Source organism: Fulvivirga marina, from assembly GCF_016775155.1.
GTDB lineage: Bacteria > Bacteroidota > Bacteroidia > Cytophagales > Cyclobacteriaceae > Fulvivirga > Fulvivirga marina.
The window spans coordinates 85,027-101,627 of the sequence record NZ_JAEUGD010000003.1 but is presented as its reverse complement, the minus strand read 5'-3'; the positions used below and the strand labels follow the sequence as shown (position 1 = coordinate 101,627).

Sequence of the window (16,601 nt, the reverse complement as noted above, 5' to 3'; positions counted from 1 at the left end):
GGCCTTTTTTGGTTAATGACAAAACTGTATCTACTATTTCTACCGTTACTTCTTTTTATCTCCTGCGATAATTCGGAGGACAAGTCTGCTGTGTCTGAGCCATATACTGGTCCCCTTCAGGAAGCCGAAAACTTAGACCTTTATTATAGCGAATCTGCAACGGTTAAGGTAAAGCTGGAAACCAAAAAACTATGGGAGTATGCCAGTGGAGATATGGAGTTCCCCGAGGGTCTTTATATGGAATTTTATGATGAGACCGGTAAAAAAACCTCAACACTTAAGGCCAATGAAGCATACTATTTTAAAGAAGAGGATAAATACCGCGGACGTGGAAATGTAATAATCAAAAGTATTGAAAACAATCAGGAACTAAAAACAGAAGAGCTATTCTGGAAGCCAGACAAAGAGCAAATGTACACGGATGAATTTGTCACAATCACTTTGCCCGATCAGGTTTTGTATGGCCATGGTCTTGTAGCTAAACAGGACTTCTCTTCCTACGAAATAACCAAACCTGAAGGTGTCTTTTATCTTGAAGATGAGTAAATTAATTCCAACACTAATTTTTTCGGCTTGCATAGGATTATTTGTCATTGGCATTCATCAGCTAATGACTGTAGGCCTGGCTTATTCATATTGGATTTTTATGTTATGCATAAGTCTCCTATTTTTATATAAAATAATGAAGGATAAAGAAAAACCTTCCAATTGATGGATCCGACTCTACTTCCTACGATTTTGCTTACTTTGCTTTTTTCGGCATTCTTTTCCGGAATTGAGATCGCCTTTGTTTCCGCTGATCGGCTACACATAGAGCTACAAAAGAAAAAAGGGTATCGTACAGGCAATATTTTGGCCTCCTTCATCAATAACCCCTCGAGGTTTATAGCTACTACCCTGATTGGCAACACCATTGCATTGGTGATCTATGGTGTATTTATGGCCAAGCTTTTAGACCCAATGATTAGAGAGTCTTTACCGATAGCTCTTTATAATGAAGTTTCGGTATTGATCATTCAAACTATTCTTTCCACACTAGTAGTGCTGTTGACCGCTGAGTTTTTACCAAAAAGCATCTTCCTTATCAACCCTAACTGGATGCTTTCTATTTTAGCAATCCCCATGTTTTTGATCTATAAAATAATGGGACCATTGGTGTGGGCAGTAGTATCTGCGTCTAAACTAATCATCACTAAAGTTATAGGCTACCAATACTCTGAAGACCGACCGGCCTTTGGTCTAACAGACCTAAACAATTATATCAAAAACACTTTGATGTCTGATGAAGAGACCAATGTGGAAGTTGATACCAAAATATTTAACAATGCACTTGAATTTAAAACCATTCGAATCCGGGAATGCATGATTCCTCGGACTGAGATAGTAGCCGTTGATATTGAGGATAAAATAGAAGACCTGAAACAAGCTTTTATTGAAAGTGGTCATTCAAAAATTATTGTATACAAAGAGTCAATAGATGATGTAATTGGCTATTGCCATTCACTGGAACTCTTTAAAAAACCAAAAAAAATCTCCGATATTCTTACACCAATAATAATTGTACCAGAAACTATGCTTGCCAATGAACTCATGATACAGTTCATCAGTGAAAGAAAAAGCCTGGCACTAGTTGTGGATGAATATGGAGGAACATCAGGTATTGTAAGTATTGAAGACATTATAGAAGAAATATTTGGTGAAATTCAGGATGAGCATGATGTGGAAGACTGGGTGGAACAAAAGCTGGACGATAACAATTACCTTCTCAGTGCCCGACATGAAATAGATTATCTAAACGATAAATATGAATGGGACCTACCCACCGGAGATTATGAAACATTGGGAGGGCTCATTCTGTCGATAACAGAAGATTTACCTGAGCCGGGAGACACTGTTTCGTTACCTCCTTTCTCGTTTACCATCCAATCAACGCACGATATTCGCATTGACATTGTAAAACTTACGCTAAAAAACAACACTAAAGAAAATAAATAAAGCGGCAATTTGACAGGTAATTTGTTTTTAGTCGGATACTGTTTAAATTTGCGCCTCTTTGAACCTAAGCAATTTGAGTATATATAAGACATGGCATTAATCAACACTCTAAGAAATAAGATGGGCAAGGTTGTGGTGGCTTTCGTAGCCGTAGCCATATTCGCCTTCATTCTGGCTGATCTTCTCGGAAGCGGATCAGGACTTTTTAACAATGATAATCAGGTAGGGGAAATCGCAGGAGAGGATATTTCTTTGCAGGAATTCCAGAATTTTGTGAAGGAGCGCGAAGGCTTTTACCAGCTTCAGTATAACAGGCAACCTTCCGAAAGTGAAAGACCAACTATCAGGCAGCAAGCATGGGAGCTATTAATAACTAAGTATGCTTTCAACAAACAGTATGATGAAGTAGGTGTTGAGGTAACTGGTGATGAAGTATGGGATATGATGCAGGGTAAAAACCAGGACGCAAGTGTGAAGGGGTTCTTCACCAACCCTGAAACTGGTGAGTTTGACAGGCAGCTATTCCTTAACTTCCTGAATAACTACGAAAATCAGGCTCCTGTATATCAAAATTACTGGTTCATGATCAAAAGTAATCTAAAACCAGCCAGAGAGCGATTGAAGTATGAAAACTTATTGCTTAGCACAGGCTATGTTACTTCAGCCGAAGCTCAAAGAGAGTACGGAGCTCAAACTAATGTAGCTGAGGTTAAATACCTATATGTGCCATATTATGCTATAGGGGATTCAGCTGTTTCAGTAACAGAAAGTCAACTAAAAGACTACTACAATGAGCACAAAGAAGAGTATAAGGTAGAGCACACAAGAAGCCTGAAATATGTAGCTTTCCCAATCACACCGTCAAAGGCTGATACATCTTATGTGAAAGAAGAGATGGCAGAACTCAAAAAGGAATTTTCAACTACAGAGAGAGACTCTGTTTATGCTGGTGCCAATACTGATGCTACTTCATTCTTCAACAAGTATCATATAGGAACACTTCCTGCTCAACTAAAAGCTAATGCAGGAAACTTAAGCAAGGGAGATATTCGTGGCCCATACCTGACTTCAAACGGTTATGTGATATACAAAATATCTGAAATTTTCCAGGACACAATCTCTTACGCTAAAGCAAGTCACATTTTGATCAAAGGTGATAATGATGAAGCCCGAGAAGAAGCTCAGGGAATACTAAATGAAATTAAAGGTGGTGCTAGCTTTGAGGCTATGGCCAGAGAGCATGGAACTGACGCTACAGCTTCCAGAGGTGGTGATCTTGGGTGGTTCCAAACAGGAAGAATGGTTGAAGAGTTTGAAAATGCTGTATTCAACGCTACCGAAGCCGGTTTGGTTAACAATTTGGTAAAAACTGAATTCGGATACCACATTATCAGGGTTGATGAGCCCAAAACAAATACAGCTTACAAAGTGGCTTCTATAGAAAGAAACATTATTGCTGGAGACGAAACAAGAAATGAGGCCTTCAGAAAGGCTGACCTCTTCTCTTCAAACAGCAGCAATCTGGAGTCTTTCATTCAATTAGCAAAAGAAGATACACTAAACGTAATGACTGCTGATAAGCTTAAGAAAAATGATAGAAGAATCGGCGTCTTAGGTGAGGCTCGTCAGATTATTCAGTGGTTATTCAGAGATGCTTCTAAAGGAGATATTTCTGAAGTATTCGAACTAGATGATCAGTATGCTGTTGCTGTAATGACTGATGAGACAGAAAAAGGGCACCAACCACTTGAAGAGGTTAAAACAGAAGTTACTGCACGCGTTAAAAATGAGTTAAAAGGAGAGCAAATCATTACTAAGCTAAAAGGACTTTCAGGGTCATTAGAGCAAATGGCTTCTGAATATGGTTCAGATGCTAACGTATACTCTTCAAGTGACCTGAAACTGAATGTAAATTCTTTACCAAATGTAGGCTATGACCCTCAGGCCGTAGGAAGAGCATTCTCATTGGAAAAAGGACAGAAGACAGAACCTTTCGCATCTGAAAATGGTGTATTGATCATTGAAATGCAGAACATAACAAATGCTCCTGAAGTTGCTGATTACTCTGCATACAAGAATCAACTACAGCAAAACGCTAAAAATAGAACCAGCTTTGGAATTACCGAGGCTATTAAAGAATATGCTGAAATAGAAGATCAGCGATATAAATTTTATTAATCTCTTTTAAGAGATTACTTCAAAAGCGGGGAACTTTCATCTCCGCTTTTGTTATTTTAAAGCATGTAGGAAACACTACCAAAAGCTTAGTTTGACTAAGCCTAACGGAATTATGGAAGATAGCTCTATCAACTCATTTAAGGAAAAGCTGGATAAGGAGTATAACTGGCCAGCCCTTTACACTTTCAAGTTCATTGTACCTAAAGGCAAGGTAGATGAGGTCAAGAATCTATTTAGTAACCATACTACCAAGGAAAGGGCCTCAAGTAATGGAAACTACATTAGCGTTACTGCTGAGGTTATGGTACAGTCCAGCGATAAGGTTATTGAATATTATATTGAGGCTAATAAAGTTGAGGGCATAATAGCCCTGTAAATTTAGTAAAAAGTATCCCAAACCGTCTTTTTCACATTGAGAAGCTTAACCCTTTTTGCCCTGCTTTTTGCTCTTTTTTCATGCAAGCCCGAGAAACGCATTGAAAATAATATCAAAGCAGAAGTTTTGAAAGACACTTTATCAGCTAACACGCAAAGTGGCAGTGAGAGGGACACTTTTGATATGAACAGTTTTCAAAACTTAGTTAAGGATTACGAAGACCCAGAAAGAAGTGAATGGCAAAACCCTTCACTCATTATAGACAAGCTTGGAGATGTTAATGACAAAGTAATTGCCGACATTGGTGCAGGTACAGGTTATTTCACCTTCAGGCTGGCCGGAAAAGGTGCCCATGTCATTGCTATTGATATTGATGAGAGGTTTCTAAACTATATTGAAGACAGAAAACCTGAATTGCAACACATCATTCCTGAGGAACGAATAGAAACACGACTATCTCTGGAAGACGACCCCTTACTAAATAAAGATGAAGTACACATTGCCATACTCGTTAATACTTATCACTTTCTATCCGATAGAGTTAAATATCTACAAAAAATCAAGCGAGGACTGAAAAACAACTCCAGGTTAATTATTGTAGACTATAAACTTGGACAAATGCCGGTAGGTCCACCTGAAAATATAAAAATCACAAGTCAGAAGGTCTCTGAAGAGCTACAAAAGGCAGGCTTTAAATCAATTGAAATAGACAATACCAGTCTGGAGTTTCAATATATAATTTCAGCTAAAAGAATCTGATCTCTAACTTTCTAAAGCACATCTGTAAAATAAGAGTTAACTTGATGCGGACATAACTGTCCGCCAACTCCAATTTAAAACGAAAGAAACTAATTGCTATGTGGAAAGAAGAGAATAATGCATTAAAGAAAACCTTCGAGTTCAAAGATTTTAAAGAAGCATTCGGCTTCATGACCAAAGTAGCCATCGTTGCAGAAAAAATGAACCACCACCCCAACTGGTCAAATGTATATAACAAAGTCAGCTTTGAACTCAACACCCACGATGCTGGCGATAAAGTGACAGAAAAAGATCATCAATTGGCAAAGGAAATTGATAAATTAGCCTAAAATTTAAATAAGGTAAATTTTATCTTACGTTGGAACAAGAAACACAACTATATCTGGTACCCACCCCAATAGGCAACCTTGAAGATATCACCATCAGGGCTATCAATGTACTCAAAGCAGCTGATGTTATACTTGCGGAGGATACCCGCACCTCTAGTAAGCTGCTTAAAAAGTATGAGATATCCCGTCCGCTTCAGAGTTACCATATTTTTAACGAGCATAAAACCGTGTCTCAGCTGGTTGACAGATTAAACAAGGGAGAGCGAATGGCTCTCATAACTGATGCAGGAACTCCCTCAATTTCTGACCCGGGTTTTTTACTGGTAAGAGAGTGCCTTAAAGCAGGCATAAAACTTGAATGTCTCCCAGGAGCAACTGCATTTGTACCTGCCTTGGTAAAATCAGGCCTCCCTTCAGACAAGTTTGTATTTGAAGGGTTTCTCCCTCACAAAAAGGGTAGGAAAACCCGCCTTGAAATACTATCCACTGAAGAGCGGACAATAATCTTATATGAATCACCCCACCGTTTGGTAAAAGCTCTGGAACAGCTTGCAGAACACCTTGGCAAAGACAGGCAAGCCTCGGTATCCAGGGAACTAACAAAACTTCATGAAGAAACAGTTAATGGTTCACTAGTGGAGCTAAAGGAACATTTCGGAAAAGGTACTGTGAAAGGTGAAATTGTTATTGTCATAGATGGAAAAAAATAAACTAAGAGACTCTCTCATTATCATTTCTGCAGTGACCTTGCTTGGGCTGGCCAAAATAACCCCTGCATTCTCATTCCTGATCTTCATTGGGCTAGTACCACTTTATGCATTGCTCTTTAATCAACAAAAAGAGGCCTCCCCTAAGGAGCTACTACTACTTAAGGTATTTGTTATCCTGCTAACTACATTTTTAATTTGGAATGGCTCCTCTTCCAATACACACCTTATCCAGTGGCTTCTTCCCATTGCATATGCTATGGCCATTACTGGCGCATTTATTATTTTCAGCTTTACTAACAAACACGCTAAGAACAGACTGGGTTTTTTCACTATATCTATATATTGGTTAGCAATAGAGTTCTTATTATATCGGGCACACCCTCAATTCTCAAGATTCATGTTGGGGTCAGTGTTTAATAATCACCAGGCATTCATCTCCTGGGATATACACACGGGCTTCATGGGGGTCAGCCTTTGGGTATTGTTAAGTAACATTACCTTGTTCAACGGCACGCTGAAGGACAGATCTCCTCTTCGAGGGAATATCAGTTGGCCAACATTAGCCTTTGTGATAGCCATTATCGTTATTCCAACACTCTTAAGCCCAGACACTGCCGCCATAACTCAAGCCGACCTTTTAAATGATAAGTTCCTTTCCGCAAAACAAATATCCGGAGATGGTGAATACATAGGAAAAACGGCGGTTTGGGTTTCAATACTACTGATATTATATAGTTTTGTTAAAAAGGAAGTAAACAAATGAGTGACCTGAAGCAAGTACTTGAGTCTACCAAAAAGTTAACCCTTGAAGTAGGGCAGTTTATAAGGGAAGAAAGCAAAAACTTTAAGAAGACAGACATTGAGCATAAAGGCTTCAATGACCTTGTATCTTATGTCGATAAACAGGCGGAAGAAAAGCTTGTCGCTGGTTGTAGTCAGATACTTCCTGAAGCAGGTTTTATAACAGAGGAAGGCACTGCTTCAACCAGAAAAGACGAGTACAACTGGATCATTGACCCTTTGGACGGAACAACTAATTTCACCCATGGGCTTCCCGTATTCGCTATTAGTCTGGCCCTGATGCAACATGACAAAATTGTATTAGGCATTATTTATGAAATCAATAAAGACGAATGCTTTTACGCCATAAAAGGAGGCAAAGCATACTGCAACGAAGAGCAAATCAGTATTTCTGAAGTAAAAGAACTGGGGCAAAGTCTTATAGCCACAGGCTTTCCCTACTATGATTTTGGCCTGATGTCACAATATTTGGATATCCTGAATAATTTCATGCAGAAAACACACGGCCTCAGACGGCTTGGGAGTGCCGCAGTAGACCTTGCCTATACTGCATGTGGTCGCTTTGAAGGTTTCTTTGAATACAATCTCAAACCCTGGGATGTTGCTGCCGGCACCCTTATAGTACAGGAAGCCGGAGGAAAAGTTACTGATTTTAAAGGTGGAGAGAACTTTCTTTTTGGAGGAGAAATTGTTGCTTCAGGATATACTCATCAGGAAATGCTCAAGGTAATAGCTAATCACTGGCATGAACATTAACAATTCCTTTATTCTAAATTGGCAAAACGAAATTCGTAACTTTTCGTTAACCATAATAGTATGCAAGAAACCATTATAATCATATTGTTTTTGGGAGCCCTGGGCTATTTAGGTAATATGCTGTACAAGCAAACCAAGTCTGATTCCGGGTGCTCCAAAAATTGTGGATGTGACTCACCCGTTAGCCACCTAAAGAAAGCCAAAGAGCACTAAGCCCACACTTTTGTTCCTTCAGTACAATTTCGACACATTTCAATTTTACTTCTGGATTTAACCAAAGCCTTCCTGAAGCTATTATAAGTAGGGCTATTCCATAACTCTGTAAAGCTTGTCTCTTGTAGCTGTCCCATTTCATGATGTGCATCTTTATCAAAACAGCAAGGTACCACTTTACCATCCCAGGTAATGACACATGAATGCCACATCTTCCAGCAATGATTTAAAAGCTTGCTCTTAATTGCATAAGTGCCATCAGCTTTCTTTCTATATCTCGAATACTTATCTATTGTTGGAATAAGCTTGGAACCATGCTCATACTCATATATCTGAGCCGTTTTCAACCCCACCTCATCAACTTCCAAGCGTTTTGCCAATGCCTTTACCTCCTCGATCTGATGTTCATTGGGTTTAACCACCAAAAACTGAAAAACCACATGAGGTGTTCGTGATTTCAGAGCTTTCTTCCATTTAATAATATTTTTAGTGCCTTCAATAACCTTATCCAGCTTGCCTCCCACCCTGTAAGACTGGTAGGTTTCCTGAGTAGTACCATCAATAGACACAATCAACCTATCGAGACCAGACTCAACTGTTTTCCTGGCTACATCATCAGTTAGATAATGAGCATTGGTTGAAGTTGCTGTATAAATATTCTTCTCAGAGGCATACTGAACCATGTCAAGAAATTTTGTATGTAAGAAAGGCTCACCCTGAAAATAAAAAAGTAAATACATGAGAGTATCTTCCAGTTCATCTATTATTTCTTTAAAAAGCCTTTCCTGAAGCATACCAGTAGGTCGACTGAAAGACCTAAGTCCGCTAGGACATTCGGGGCAACGTAGATTACAAGAAGTAGTAGGTTCAAATGAAATACTTATGGGCAATCCGACTATTTTCGGATTTCCGGTAAGCCTGGAATATATATAGCTAAATACTACACGGCTAGCATTCCACGCCCTATTCACCGTAAGCTTTGATACAAAATTCAACCCGTCAGCAACATTCCTGTTCATGTGTTTAAAGATAGACAAAAAGTAAACCAATAGAATTTTGCATATGTATCAATTTCATTAGAATTATTTCCGGTATTTCATTAAATCAATAAATATACATATCCTTAACCCTCTCTTATTTCTTTCGTAGTATATTCACAAAACTAAAATGAGTCTCGAGATTAATTTAGCATCGAACTAATATGTTAATTGATTGACATAAACAGCACATGAAAAATATCTGGTTATTATTTATACTCTTACCATTAATCAGCAATTCCCAAAATCTTAAGCTTTCGAAGGATGCAGATATTCATATCCTTACCTGCGGTCCATATCAGGGCGAACTTTACTCTGCTTTTGGGCATAGCGCCATCAGAGTAAAAGATCACACAAATGGATACGACATCTTATACAATTACGGAGTTTTTGATTTCGATCAGCCAAATTTCTACCTCAACTTTGCCCGTGGCCATTTGAATTACAAACTCGGTGTAACCGAATACCGCAGATTCAGAGATTACTACATTTACTATAACCGTTACATTCACGAGCAGGTATTAAACCTTTCTCACAAACAAAAACAGAAGCTTTTTGACTTTCTTCAATGGAATGCTTTGCCTGAAAACCAATATTACCTTTATGACTACTTCTATGACAACTGTGCTACCAGGGTTAGGGACGCATTAGTCAAAACTTTTGAAGATAGTATACAGTTTGATGGCTCATATATTGGCACCAATTATTCAATCAGAGAACTTACCGACCTTTATTTGAAACAGCAACCCTGGGGCGATATTGGTATAGATGTTTGTCTTGGCTTACCTATGGATAAAGTAGCTACCCCTTATGAATATATGTTTCTACCTGACTACATAGAAAGTGGGTTTAACCATGCTACAATCACACGCAATGGAAAAAAACTTCCTCTTGTAAAAAAGACAATAGTAACCTATGACTCTACCCCTGAGCAGGACCAGGCCTCAACTATTACTCCATTCATAATAATGGCTATACTGCTGATAATAGGGGTAATCATCACCTATTTCGGATATAAGAAGAATAAACTGTATGTCGGTTTCGATGTGTTGTTGTTTTCTTCAACTGGCTTGATAGGGTGGCTACTACTTTTATTATGGTTGGCCACCGACCATAACGCAGCAGCACGCAATCTTAACCTATTATGGGCTGTGCCTTTTCACTTCCCAATAGCACTTTTACTCTTTATGCGAAAAAAACCTACATTCTTAAAAAAGTATTTCGGTGCCATAAGCATAATATGCCTTTTATCGTTATTAAGTTGGGCATTCTTACCTCAGCAAATAAATTATGCACTTGTCCCTTTGGCTGTCTTGCTTGGGCTAAGAGCATTTTATATACAAAGACACCTCTCCGAAAATGAAACAGCTTAAAACATCCATAGAAATAGCCTCTTCTCCTGAAAAGATTTGGAATGTTTTAATGGACTTCAAAGCCTACCCAGAGTGGAACCCTTTTATTATTAGTATAATAGGCAAACCCAAAGTCAGAGAGCGTTTAAGAGTTTCCATACAGCCTCCTGGCTCTAAACCGATGGTATTCAAACCTCAGGTTACACTATTTAAAAGAAACAAACAATTTGGATGGCTGGGGAGTCTATTTATGCGAGGTATTTTTGATGGACATCATGTTTTTGAAATAGAGGAACTGGGCAATAATAAATGTATTCTCATACAACGGGAAGAATTTAGTGGTTTACTTGTACCTCTACTATGGAAGAGTTTGGATACAAAAACGCGGGCAGGATTTAAGGCAATGAATGCCAAGATAAAAGACCTTGCTGAAAAATGAATCGTATTGACAGGTTATCGGCTATTCTCATTCAATTGCAAAGCAAAAAAGTGGTTACAGCCCAGCATATTGCTGACCGGTTTGAAATCAGCCTCAGAACAGTATACCGTGACATTCGAGCTCTAGAAGAAGCTGGGGTTCCTATAGGCGCCGAAGCGGGAAAAGGCTATTTCCTTATGGAAGGGTACAACTTGCCTCCTGTTAGTTTTACCAAAGAAGAAGCTGGAGCAATCCTGATGGCTTCCAAGTTAGCTGAAAAGCATACTGACAAATCCATACAGCTACACTTTGAAGAAGCAATGTTCAAAATCAAAGCTGTTCTGAAAATGCAGGAAAAGGATTACCTTGAAAACCTTGAGCAGAATATTGAAGTCTTACAACGACCGAACATTGCTGCAGAGCAATTCCCAGATCACTTTTTAGCCGATATACAATCATCATTAGCTCTTAAAAAAGTACTCTCCTTCGAGTATTTTTCAAATTATAATGGTCAATACACCACCCGACAGGTAGAGCCATTAGGTTTATGTTACTATGGATCCCATTGGCATATGATTGGCTTTTGCAGAATGAGACAGGACCTCAGGGATTTCCGTACCGACAGGATCATAAAACTTCGTGTACTGGATGAGCTTTATGACCCTGAAAAACATCAATCTTACCAAGAGCACCTCAAGACATTTATGCAGGGAACGGACATGCAGGAGTCCCGGATAATTGTATCGAAGAGGATATCCCGATATCTTGGAGAACAGAAGTATTATTTCGGACTTACTGAGGAAAAGGATGTAAACGAAGGTGTAGAGCTCACCTTTATGACATCAAGTTTCAAAGGGCTGGCTCGCTGGCTACTCATGTTTGGCTCAGAGGTATCAATAATTAGTCCTGACACGCTGAAAGAAGAGGTTCAAATGCTTGCCAAAGAAACTTTTGAACATCATTATGGGTCAAAATAGCCTGAAAGTAACCGTTTTAGATAAAAATTTCACAAAATGATTTGGAAACATTGCAAACGCTCACTACGTTTGTAAGATCAATTCGATGCTCTCTTTTGAGAAATCGATTTATAGAGAAGCGTGGAGAGACAGGCTCTGAGAAACGCTAGCAACCTGGTAACCAAGCCAAGGTGCTACATCCTGATCCCAGGAATGCTCGTCAGGTGACGAATACGGGAGAATATAAATTGATGAAAAATGAAAAGATCAATCCAACATCAAACAGGTCTTCTAGCGATTTTTCAACGATCAATTGAATCGCTGACTGATTATATCATTTCTTTATTCAGCAACGACATGTGTTGTTGTTGCTGTTGTTGTTATTAGGCTTTTCCCGCCTTTAACGAAACAACACCTGCCCTGAAATAAGCTGGGATAGGAATCTCATATACATTCGATTCATTTACCAGGCCAGATCAACTTTGACAAAGGCGTAATTTATACTCAGAGCAACTTACCCCAAAAATTTTCTCAAGTTCTAAAAGATTAAAACAACATAACTATGTCCAAGTCATTGAAATTTGAAACACTACAGCTACACGCAGGATATGAAGATGTTGAGGCATCTACACGCTCAAGAGCTGTTCCTTTATATCAAACCACCTCTTATACCTTTAAAAATTCCGAACATGGTGCAAACCTATTTGCACTAAAAGAATTTGGAAATATTTATACCAGAATAATGAATCCTACCACGGATGTGTTTGAGAAACGCATCGCAGCACTAGAGGGTGGTGTAGCAGCCTTGGCAGTTGGTTCAGGGCAGGCTGCTCAATTCATAGCCTTAAACAATATTCTTTCAGTTGGGGACAATTTTGTTTCATCATCATTTCTTTATGGTGGCACTTATAATCAATTCAAAGTAGCTTTTAAGAGGATTGGCATTGAAACCCGTTTTGCTGAAAGTGATAAGGCAGAGCACTTTGAAAAGCTGATTGACAATAAAACCAAAGCTATTTACCTGGAAACAATTGGCAACCCTGGCTTCAACATCCCTGATTTCCATGCTATTGCAGCACTAGCAAAAAAACATGACATCCCCTTGATCGTAGATAATACTTTTGGCGCGGCCGGTTATTTATTTAGGCCCATAGAGCATGGTGCAGCCATAGTTACCGCCTCTGCTACCAAGTGGATAGGAGGGCATGGAACTTCCATTGGAGGTGTCATCATTGATAGCGGAAACTATAATTGGGGTAATGGCAAGTTCCCTCAGTTTACTGAGCCTTCCGAAGGGTACCATGGGCTTAATTTCTGGGAAACTTTTGGCTTCAATAACCCGCTGGGCCTCCCCAATGTTGCTTTTGCTATAAGAGCTAGAGTAGAAGGATTGCGCGACTTCGGGCCAGCACTGAGCCCATTCAACTCGTTCCTTTTATTACAAGGTCTTGAAACATTATCACTAAGAGTACAACGTACCGTTGACAACGCTCTGGAATTAGCCAAGTGGCTAGAAAACCACCCTCAGGTAGAGTCAGTAAACTACCCGGGGCTGGAAAGCAGCGCCTACCACACCCTAGCCAAAAAGTACCTGAAAAATGGTTTTGGTGGTGTACTCACTTTTGTAATCAAAGGGGGTAAAGAAGAAGCAACAACATTTGTAGACAACCTGAAACTGGTAAGTCACTTGGCCAATGTTGGTGATGCAAAAACGCTGATCATACAGCCTTCAGCAACTACACATCAGCAACTCACTGACGAAGAACAGCTTGCCTCTGGAGTATTGCCAAACCTTCTCAGAATATCGCTGGGGATAGAACATATAGATGACATTAAAGAAGACTTAAAAAATGCCTTTGACAAAGTTGAAACCGCAGTATCAGCAGGCGTCTGATCAGCAAGATAATTTGAAATCCCTAAAGTTTAATCAAGGATTCAGTCTGGAGTGTGGTGACACACTCCCTGAACTTGAGATAAGCTATACCTCCTATGGAACATTGTCTCCACAAAAAGATAATGTAGTTTGGGTATTTCATGCACTTACTGCTAATGCTGATCCTGTTGAATGGTGGCCAGGAGTAGTTGGAAAGGGTTATTTTATTGATCCCAACAAGTATTTTATAGTTTGTGCCAATATGTTGGGCTCATGCTATGGCACTACAGGCCCTGATAGTATTGACCCTCGAACAGGTGAAAAATATGGAGCAAATTTTCCATTGATCACGGTAAAAGATATGGTTAATGCTCATCGCATACTAAAAGACCACCTTGGCATCAATAAAATTCTGTTAGGTATTGGCGGTTCTATGGGTGGCCAGCAATTGCTCGAATGGGCGTCAACGGATGTGGATTTGTTCGAATCAATATGTGTTATTGCTACCAATGCCCGTCACTCTGCCTGGGGCATTGCTTTCAATACCGCTCAACGTATGGCCATTGAAGCTGACCCAACTTACCAATACAGTTATGAAGGTGCAGGAGAAAAAGGGCTACAAGCAGCCAGAGCGATGGCCATGTTATCCTACAGAAATCAAAATACTTACAGAAAAACGCAGACAGACTTTGAGGATAAGGTTGATGACTTTAAGGCCAGTAGTTATCAGTACTACCAAGGCCAAAAACTTAGTAACAGGTTCACAGCGCTCTCTTATTGGTATCTGAGCAAAGCGATGGACAGCCACAACATCGGAAGAGGTAAAAAATCAGTACGACATGCATTGAAGTCTGTCATAGCCAAAACATTGGTGTTAGGAATAAGAACAGACATCCTTTTCCCGTACGCAGAGCAAAAATTTATAGCAAAAAACATAAAAGGAGCCGAGTTTGGCCTAATAGACTCTTTGTATGGACATGATGGCTTTTTAATCGAAGCAAAGGCCATTACTAAACAGATTCAAACACTTTTAAACAAAAAAACAAAATGAGTAAATATAAAATAGGGCTTTTTGGTTTCGGGTGTGTTGGCCAAGGGCTATATAAAACTCTTTCAGAAAATGATACAGATGCTGAAATAGTCAAAGTATGTGTTAAAAGAAAAGAAAAGGAAAGAAGCATTGACACCGATAAAATCACTTATGATGCCACTGAGATTCTCAATAATGAAAATATAAACATCATTGTAGAGCTAATTGACGATGCCACGGCAGCCCTCGAAATTGTAAGAGCCGCTTTAAAAAAAGGTAAAGCAGTAGTTTCTGCAAACAAAAAGATGGTGGCCGAAAACCTCGACGAGCTTATTGAATTACAAAAACAACACAATACTCCACTGCTTTATGAAGGGGCAGTGTGTGGTAGCATTCCCATTATTCGAAACCTGGAGGATTACTACTCTTCTGAGCATATTGAAGAGATCAAAGGCATTTTTAATGGATCCTCAAACTACATACTAACCAAGCTCTTTCAGGAAGGAAAATCATATGAAGAAGCACTTCATGAAGCTCAGGTCAATGGTTTTGCTGAAACTGACCCAACTCTTGATGTAGGCGGCTTTGATCCCAAATTTAAACTGAGCATTATACTTCAGCATGCCTTTGGGCTTCGCCAGCATCCAGAAAAGATATTTAACTGGGGCATCCAAAACATTACAGAAAGAGACATAGCTTTTGCTAAAGAGCGAAACCTGAAAATTAAACTGCTGGCTAAGGCCAATTTCGATGGCAAAGTACTCTCAACTCTAGTAGCACCACACTTTATCGATGAGCATAACCCTTTGTATCATGTTGAAAATGAATTTAACTGTGTGTTGATCAATGGAAAATACGCCAATAACCAAACCATGATAGGAAAAGGTGCAGGGAGTTTACCCACCGGCCTTGCGGTACTATCGGACGTAATTGCACTAACACAAGATTATACCTATCGCTACAAGTCAACTGATTTTACTTCAGGAGATTCCCAGACAGCAGAGGTATATTTAAGTTTTAATGGTATTGATGATATAGACAAAAATGCCTTTAGAAGTATCTCAGAGAGCTATACAGGGTCTGATCATGGGTATATTATAGGAAAAATTAACCTGGGTACGCTTCAGCAACTTTTAAACGGCTCTGATAGAGTAAATGCAATATTTACATCCGGCAATCAGACAGAGATTGAAATACCAAACATGACTTATTCATATGCCAATTGATTTATCTCTTTTTGTTTTGGCAAAATAGGTGTACTTAATAAAAGAGATTCTAGCATTGAGCAACTATGTTACGATTTCCCCAAATCAGCTCTTAACAAGACTGAAGAATATATATGGTCACTGAGACCAATTTAAACAAACTGACTTTTCATATTGATGCTGCGGATGGCCACCTGTTGTTCCTGACAAATTTCAATAGATCAACAGGCCCATCAGTGCTCATTATAGCACTAACAGCACGGGTCCCTCTGCATTATAATACCCCTTTTAGGGTGAGAAGCAAAATATACTTACCAAAGTAGCCAAAGAATGATGACAATGTGGGACTCTCTCCTTAAGAGTATTTAGAGACAATGCAGAATTAAAAGAAAAGTTTGCTTCTATCACATAAAGACCTCTTACGGTAACAAAAGAACTTGGTCATTTTGACTTCTTTGGAAAAAAGTATCACTAAGAATTGTAGTATAAACCCACACTATGCTTACTGCTGGCTTCAAAAGCTTCATTAACAAGTCTAAATTGAAGTATTTACTTAATGATAAGTTATTTGGGTCAACGTTAAATTGAACCAAAATTTAGTACCATAGATTAT

General features: G+C 39.1%; 17 protein-coding genes and 1 riboswitch. Of the genes, 16 read left to right on the top strand and 1 reads right to left on the bottom strand.

Going from position 1 to position 16,601, the window contains the following annotated elements; translation table 11 throughout:
• The first annotated feature begins 15 nt into the window (after positions 1 to 15).
• The 10 genes from lptC to JMN32_RS01690 all read left to right on the top strand — a co-directional run bounded on the left by lptC (position 16) and on the right by JMN32_RS01690 (position 8,117).
• The gene (gene lptC, locus JMN32_RS01735; RefSeq protein WP_202854555.1) at positions 16 to 546 is read left to right on the top strand and encodes an LPS export ABC transporter periplasmic protein LptC; all 531 of its coding nucleotides are present in this window, start codon (positions 16 to 18) and stop codon (positions 544 to 546) included.
• A 165-nt stretch (positions 547 to 711) separates the two neighbouring features.
• Positions 712 to 1,995 (top strand): hemolysin family protein, encoded by a 1,284-nt coding sequence (locus JMN32_RS01730; RefSeq protein ID WP_202854554.1) that lies wholly within the window; start codon positions 712 to 714, stop codon positions 1,993 to 1,995.
• A 90-nt stretch (positions 1,996 to 2,085) separates the two neighbouring features.
• Complete coding sequence (locus JMN32_RS01725; RefSeq protein ID WP_202854553.1) at positions 2,086 to 4,173, top strand: peptidylprolyl isomerase; 2,088 nt, start codon at positions 2,086 to 2,088, stop codon at positions 4,171 to 4,173.
• A gap of 112 nt (positions 4,174 to 4,285) precedes the next feature.
• A complete protein-coding gene (locus tag JMN32_RS01720) occupies positions 4,286 to 4,549 on the top strand; it encodes a DUF493 family protein (RefSeq protein ID WP_202854552.1) in 264 nt (87 codons plus the stop codon).
• Positions 4,550 to 4,585: 36 nt separating this feature from the next.
• Positions 4,586 to 5,308, top strand: coding sequence for a class I SAM-dependent methyltransferase (locus JMN32_RS01715; RefSeq protein ID WP_202854551.1), 723 nt, complete (start codon positions 4,586 to 4,588; stop codon positions 5,306 to 5,308).
• A gap of 98 nt (positions 5,309 to 5,406) precedes the next feature.
• Positions 5,407 to 5,637 (top strand): 4a-hydroxytetrahydrobiopterin dehydratase, encoded by a 231-nt coding sequence (locus tag JMN32_RS01710; RefSeq protein WP_202854550.1) that lies wholly within the window; start codon positions 5,407 to 5,409, stop codon positions 5,635 to 5,637.
• Between the two features lie 29 nt (positions 5,638 to 5,666).
• Positions 5,667 to 6,347, top strand: a complete 681-nt coding sequence (gene rsmI / locus JMN32_RS01705) for a 16S rRNA (cytidine(1402)-2'-O)-methyltransferase (RefSeq protein ID WP_202854549.1) — start codon at positions 5,667 to 5,669, stop codon at positions 6,345 to 6,347.
• Positions 6,334 to 7,110 carry a hypothetical protein gene (locus JMN32_RS01700; protein ID WP_202854548.1) on the top strand — a complete coding sequence of 259 codons (777 nt, stop codon included), beginning with the start codon at positions 6,334 to 6,336 and terminating at the stop codon, positions 7,108 to 7,110. Before rsmI ends, JMN32_RS01700 begins: the two co-directional genes overlap by 14 nt.
• A complete protein-coding gene (locus JMN32_RS01695; protein WP_202854547.1) occupies positions 7,107 to 7,904 on the top strand; it encodes an inositol monophosphatase family protein in 798 nt (265 codons plus the stop codon). Before JMN32_RS01700 ends, JMN32_RS01695 begins: the two co-directional genes overlap by 4 nt.
• 60 nt (positions 7,905 to 7,964) lie before the next feature.
• Positions 7,965 to 8,117: a FeoB-associated Cys-rich membrane protein gene (locus tag JMN32_RS01690; protein WP_202854546.1), complete on the top strand. Its 153-nt coding sequence runs from the start codon at positions 7,965 to 7,967 to the stop codon at positions 8,115 to 8,117.
• Here the strand turns inward: JMN32_RS01690 and JMN32_RS01685 are convergent.
• A complete protein-coding gene (locus tag JMN32_RS01685) occupies positions 8,114 to 9,136 on the bottom strand; it encodes an SPASM domain-containing protein (protein ID WP_202854545.1) in 1,023 nt (340 codons plus the stop codon). The genes JMN32_RS01690 and JMN32_RS01685 overlap by 4 nt on opposite strands.
• A gap of 209 nt (positions 9,137 to 9,345) precedes the next feature.
• Between JMN32_RS01685 and JMN32_RS01680 the strand changes: the two genes are divergently transcribed.
• The 6 genes from JMN32_RS01680 (at position 9,346) to JMN32_RS01655 (ending at position 16,009) form a co-directional block, all read left to right on the top strand.
• Positions 9,346 to 10,527 (top strand): lipoprotein N-acyltransferase Lnb domain-containing protein, encoded by a 1,182-nt coding sequence (locus JMN32_RS01680; RefSeq protein WP_202854544.1) that lies wholly within the window; start codon positions 9,346 to 9,348, stop codon positions 10,525 to 10,527.
• Positions 10,514 to 10,945 carry an SRPBCC domain-containing protein gene (locus tag JMN32_RS01675; RefSeq protein ID WP_202854543.1) on the top strand — a complete coding sequence of 144 codons (432 nt, stop codon included), beginning with the start codon at positions 10,514 to 10,516 and terminating at the stop codon, positions 10,943 to 10,945. Before JMN32_RS01680 ends, JMN32_RS01675 begins: the two co-directional genes overlap by 14 nt.
• Positions 10,942 to 11,901 (top strand): helix-turn-helix transcriptional regulator, encoded by a 960-nt coding sequence (locus tag JMN32_RS01670; protein ID WP_202854542.1) that lies wholly within the window; start codon positions 10,942 to 10,944, stop codon positions 11,899 to 11,901. The genes JMN32_RS01675 and JMN32_RS01670 overlap by 4 nt, the downstream gene beginning before the upstream one ends.
• 105 nt (positions 11,902 to 12,006) lie before the next feature.
• Positions 12,007 to 12,114, top strand: a riboswitch (SAM riboswitch).
• A gap of 328 nt (positions 12,115 to 12,442) precedes the next feature.
• Positions 12,443 to 13,774: an O-acetylhomoserine aminocarboxypropyltransferase/cysteine synthase family protein gene (locus tag JMN32_RS01665; protein ID WP_202854541.1), complete on the top strand. Its 1,332-nt coding sequence runs from the start codon at positions 12,443 to 12,445 to the stop codon at positions 13,772 to 13,774.
• Positions 13,737 to 14,804 (top strand): homoserine O-acetyltransferase family protein, encoded by a 1,068-nt coding sequence (locus JMN32_RS01660; protein WP_317191748.1) that lies wholly within the window; start codon positions 13,737 to 13,739, stop codon positions 14,802 to 14,804. The genes JMN32_RS01665 and JMN32_RS01660 overlap by 38 nt, the downstream gene beginning before the upstream one ends.
• Positions 14,801 to 16,009 carry a homoserine dehydrogenase gene (locus tag JMN32_RS01655; protein ID WP_202854539.1) on the top strand — a complete coding sequence of 403 codons (1,209 nt, stop codon included), beginning with the start codon at positions 14,801 to 14,803 and terminating at the stop codon, positions 16,007 to 16,009. Before JMN32_RS01660 ends, JMN32_RS01655 begins: the two co-directional genes overlap by 4 nt.
• Positions 16,010 to 16,601 lie beyond the last annotated feature (592 nt).